The sequence below is a fragment of the Mesorhizobium sp. M1329 genome, from assembly GCF_040318035.1.
GTDB lineage: Bacteria > Pseudomonadota > Alphaproteobacteria > Rhizobiales > Rhizobiaceae > Mesorhizobium.
The window spans coordinates 1-4,590 of sequence record NZ_JAMYLN010000072.1 but is presented as its reverse complement, the minus strand read 5'-3'; the positions used below and the strand labels follow the sequence as shown (position 1 = coordinate 4,590).

Here is a 4,590-nt window from a genome sequence, read left to right as displayed (position 1 = left end):
CGGGAGAGAACTTGTTGGTCGTCTTGCTTGTCATGGCTCCACCTTCTCAGGAGTTGGAGCCTCCGATCAACCCGGGGCGGTTCAAGCTCAAGCGCTCCCGCTTGACCGGACCCAGCTTCTCTTGACGATGCACGGCTTTCCCCATAGCCAGCCCTGAGGATTAACGGCTTTCGACAACTGGCCATTCGACGCTAGACGCTACAAGCGCCTCGAAAGTTGCAATAGACGAGGGTCCAAGGCTGCCAAGAAGCTATTTCCCCCGAGCGGTTTCGTCCTCGCGTCGTATCTTCGCTCGGACTAGCGACGCCCGACTTCCATTCAAACCCAAGTACAGCCGCTAGCCTAGTTTCCGTCCACAAACGCCCATTTTGGTGAGCGTTTACAGAGGTTTGCCGCAGGAAGAAACGTCGTTTGCGGTACCGGGCCGACGCGAAGTCCAGTGGATCGCGCCAGAAAGAACTCGCCGAACGGAAGTTAGTCATGGCTATGGAGCCGGCGCCTGCCGGCGGGCTGCTGACCCGCGCAATGGCTCGACGTCAGGTCGGCTTGAGGCGCGTGAAGACGACGAGATTGTAAGCCACGACCGAGGACCAGACGTAGCTCTTGAAGTGATCAAGGCCGCGCCAGGTGCAGCGCGCCAAACCGTAAGCGCGCTTGAGGCATGAGATGTCGGCCTCGATGCCGGCACGGAAGTTACGCAGCTTGCGATAGACCCAATTGCTTCTGACCATGTCCTCGATCCTGAGGCCGGCTTTCTTGTGGAATGCCATGTCGCGGACGCCCAAGGTCAAGGCTGTAGCCAGATTGTCGCGACTGGCAAAGCCGCCGTCGGCCGCCGCCTGCCGCGGCGCTTGACCCCAGATGCCGATGTGGCGTTCCAGCATCGGCAGCAATCGATCGCTGTCGCGCGGATTGCCCGCCTCGATCACCAGATCGAGGATCATGCCGCTCCTGCCGGTGGTCAGGTTGAGCTTGTGGCCGTATTCGGTGTCGCGGCTGCCCTTGACGATGATATCGGCATGGGGCTCGAACAGGCTGACCAGCTTGTCGCTGGCCGGCACCAACTCGCCGGCCAACACCCGCCGCTCACTCTGTGTGATGATGCGTTCGATCAGCGGCCGATAGTGGCAGACCTGGGCCTGCCACAGTTCGATGAGCGGACTGCCCGCCGCGACCAACCGCTCGGTCGCTTGCTGCAGGTATGCCAATGTCGCGCGGGTGATTGCGATCAGTTCCCGGTAGAGTTGGAACCGATTTGGTCGACCGCGTGTGAACTGGATCTTGCGGGCACGCCTCTTAGCCGCCCGACAATGATCATGCCATGGTGAGCGGGCACCACCGGTCAACACATCGGCCTGCTTCAGAAGGCGCACCATGACGCGCACGGCATCCCAAAGCAGGCTGCTGTCGCTCGGCTCATGCATAAGTGCCGAGGTCACGGTGCTGTCCAGCCGCACGACCGCGCCATCTTCGAGCTTCGCCTGCCGAGCGCCCGACAGCAGTGCCCGATTGATCTGCTCCCAGGTCTCGGGCCGGATCGCACTGATCGTCTTTTGCAGCACCGACTTCTGCGGGCTCCATGACCACGGCAGCCGCGCAAAGGCGCGGAACGAGGCGGAGTCCTCGAGATGGAACGCCAGTTCCTGATAGCTCAGTTGCCGGTATTGCTTCAGCAGCGCACAGCGCAGCACCGCTTCGGCGGGCAGGCCTTGCCGTCCGGTGGCCTTGACACAGACCCGAACCAGATCGCGGGCCACCAAACCAAGTAGATCGCAATGCTCATCCAGCCATTGCGACCTCGCCTTCAACTCGTGGCCGATCTCGTGTGTGGCGAAAAGATCGAATATACTGGCTTGGACGGTGCGTTCTTGGCGCATTGTCGGCTCCGGCGGTTGCAGATTGTACTTTGGAATCAGTGGCATGAGACCAAAGTGTACCTGAAACCGCCGGGCCTTGCCCGCGCAAAGTCACGATTTAGGCAATAAAATCAACAGTTTGACGTTTGTGGACGGAAACTAGCCTAGTCCGCCGTCCAGCCGCCATCGACCATTTGAGCCGTGCCGGTCACCAGGGCGGAGGCGTCCGATGCCAGGAACAGGACCGGCCCCATAATGTCTGGCAACTCGCCGACGCGGCCGAGTTTGATCTTGTCCCCGATCCACTTCCTGCGTTCGGGGTTGGCGAATGTCCCCTCGGTGAGCGGCGTCCGAATGAATGTGGGACACACAGTGTTGACCCGAATGCCGAACTTCCCCCATTCGATCGCCATTGCCTTGGTGAAGCCCTCGACGGCAAATTTGGAGGCGCAGTAAACGGCCCTGTCCTGGCCTCCGACATGGCCCATCTGCGACGAAACATTGATTAGGGACCCTGGCCTCCCCGCCTCGATCAGACGTCCGGCGACGGCCTGCGTCAGGAAGAACGCACCGCGGACATTGATCGCCATCACAGCGTCATAGTCCTTCGGAGTGGCATCGAGCGCCGGGCTGTGCCGTGCGACGCCGGCGCTGTTCACCAGGATGTCGAAGGGAAGCTCGGACGCTAGCCAGCCATGCACCATTGGAACGTCGGCAATATCGATCGCTTTGTACCGTGCGTCCCATCCCCTATCCGCAAGGGCGCCGGCTAAATTTACAAGCGCGTCTTCGGATTCCGACCCATATCCCTGAGGTGCCGCTGGGCAGTTGGAAGGACAGTGGATACGGGACGGAAGGCGGCCAGACCATCCTGGGGCCTTACCAGAAGACCAAATTCGTCAGCCAGCGCTAACGGGCGCTTGTGGCTGCCACATCAGGTACCGCATCGAAGCAAGGCGGGTACCGCACCGCCGATGGTCAGAGCGGGAGGCGCCGGCAGCCGTGCCCGCTCACGCTGTGGCCCATTAGCGTGCATGATTTGGCTCTGCGAGTGCGGCCGGCTCGCTCCTAGTTGCCAGATAGGCCGCCACCAGCATCACGATCATGCCAAGTCTCTCAAGCGGCCTAACCATCTCCCAGAAAAGTGCCATGCCGAGCAAGACGGCAATTGCAGGCGACAAACGCTTACTAACCTGCCCGCGCGGCCCCGAGATCCCGCAGGAGGCGAATATAAATTGTGCAGTCAATGAGGGAGCCGAACGACATCAGAAAAGCCCATCCGCCTCCGCCATCAAGGCTTCCGAATCGCGTCCTGCGGCAAGGCGGAATGGCGATGCTGGATCCGTGGCACATCGCCAAATCGCCGCAGCGACGTCCGACGGGTGGGTTATAGGTCCCGACTGGTTGCGCATGTGTGCAACGATGCGCTCGATCGTCGGCGCATAGTCGGCGTTGTCGCGGCCCAGCAGATGCGGCATGCCGTTGTCGCCGAACCGCGTCTCGGGTGCGCTCCCCGGTATGACCAGATGGGCGCGCACACCAAACTCGCGTACTTCCACGGCCAGCGTTTCGGTTATGGAGTTCACCGCCGCCTTGCTGGCCCTGTATACGCCGACCATTGGCTGCGACTTGAGCGTAGTCGACGATGAGACGTTGATGATGACACCCGACCGGCGCTCACGAAACGATGGGAGTACCGCCTGGATCATTGCGAGCGTGCCCAGCGTGTTGGTCTCGAACATAGCGCGCGCCATGTTGGGTTCGGTCAGTTCGACCGGCGACGGCACGCCGAAGCCGGCATTGTTGACCAGGACGTCGATCGGACCAGCCTCGGCGACGGAACGTGCGACACTGGCCGGATCGGTGACGTCGAGTTGTAGGATGCGGAGCCTCTCGGACGCTGGAATTATCTTGGGGTCGGGTGTTCGCATGGTAGCCGCCACATCCCAGCCACGATCCAGAAACAGCCGGGCGGTCTCCAGCCCGAAGCCAGAAGAGCAGCCCGTGATGAGGATTGCCGGCATAAGAATCTCCGGGTGTTGATGTTGACGACAATCTAGCCGAGCCACCCAGGACGTGATATGGCTCGGAGTATCGATTTCTTTTGAAATAGTCTTGAATGACCGTCGATCCTCTCGCCGAAGTCGTAACGCTGCTCCAACCAACGGCCCGCTTTTCCAAGCTTATTGAGTGCGCCGGCTCCTGGAGGTTCCACCGCAAGGGAACGGGAGATCCTTTTTACTGCGCGGTGCTGGAAGGGCATTGCCGTGTGACGGTCGACGGGCAACCGCCCCTGATCCTGCAGGGCGGGGATTTCTTGCTGGTTCCGGCCATGCGCGACTTGATCAAGGAAAGCCTGGACTTGCCGCAGGACGAGACATCAAGAGAACCTATCGCGATAGGCAAGGGCTGTTTTCGTGTCGGCGGGGAAGACGAGCCGCCAAACCTCCGCATCCAGATCGGGCATTGTTCGTTCGGTTCGCTGGATGTGGCTTTGCTGGTGCCGCTGCTTCCACATGTCGTCCTTGCGCGCGGAGAGCCGCGACTCGCGACGCTGACGCAACTGGTCGGCGACGAGACCCTTGCGCAACGACCGGCACGCGAACTTGTGCTCGAACGGCTGCTGGAGGTACTGCTGATCGAGGCATTGCGTAAGCGGTGTTCTCAGGCCACGGCCTTGAGCTCGAGCTTGTTGATGTAGACCCAAGGCAGGAGATCGTCGATCTGGCTGTTG

General features: G+C 61.1%; 4 protein-coding genes. 1 reads left to right on the top strand and 3 read right to left on the bottom strand.

All coding sequences use genetic code 11. From position 1 onward, the window contains the following. Nucleotides 1-536: 536 nt before the first annotated feature. From NKH21_RS32495 to NKH21_RS32485, 3 genes are all read right to left on the bottom strand, one after another. On the bottom strand, nt 537-1,877 hold the full coding sequence (locus NKH21_RS32495; protein ID WP_352869977.1) for an ISNCY family transposase: 1,341 nt from the start codon (nt 1,875-1,877) through the stop codon (nt 537-539). A 143-nt stretch (nt 1,878-2,020) separates the two neighbouring features. Then, nucleotides 2,021-2,701, bottom strand: a complete 681-nt coding sequence (locus tag NKH21_RS32490) for an SDR family NAD(P)-dependent oxidoreductase (protein WP_352869979.1) — start codon at nt 2,699-2,701, stop codon at nt 2,021-2,023. Nucleotides 2,702-3,121: 420 nt separating this feature from the next. After that, entirely contained in the window at nt 3,122-3,880 is a 759-nt protein-coding gene (locus NKH21_RS32485) for an SDR family oxidoreductase (RefSeq protein ID WP_352869975.1), read from the bottom strand. A gap of 95 nt (nt 3,881-3,975) precedes the next feature. Between NKH21_RS32485 and NKH21_RS32480 the strand changes: the two genes are divergently transcribed. Next, complete coding sequence (locus NKH21_RS32480; protein ID WP_352869973.1) at nt 3,976-4,557, top strand: cupin domain-containing protein; 582 nt, start codon at nt 3,976-3,978, stop codon at nt 4,555-4,557. Nucleotides 4,558-4,590: the final 33 nt, after the last annotated feature.

Bases quoted from the DNA above. Each gene is read 5' to 3' on its own strand.
- NKH21_RS32495 (WP_352869977.1), bottom strand. From the start codon at position 1,877: ATGCGCCAAGAACGCACCGTCCAAGCCAGTATATTCGATCTTTTCGCC.
- NKH21_RS32485 (WP_352869975.1), bottom strand. From the start codon at position 3,880: ATGCCGGCAATCCTCATCACGGGCTGCTCTTCTGGCTTCGGGCTGGAG.
- NKH21_RS32480 (WP_352869973.1), top strand. From the start codon at position 3,976: ATGACCGTCGATCCTCTCGCCGAAGTCGTAACGCTGCTCCAACCAACG.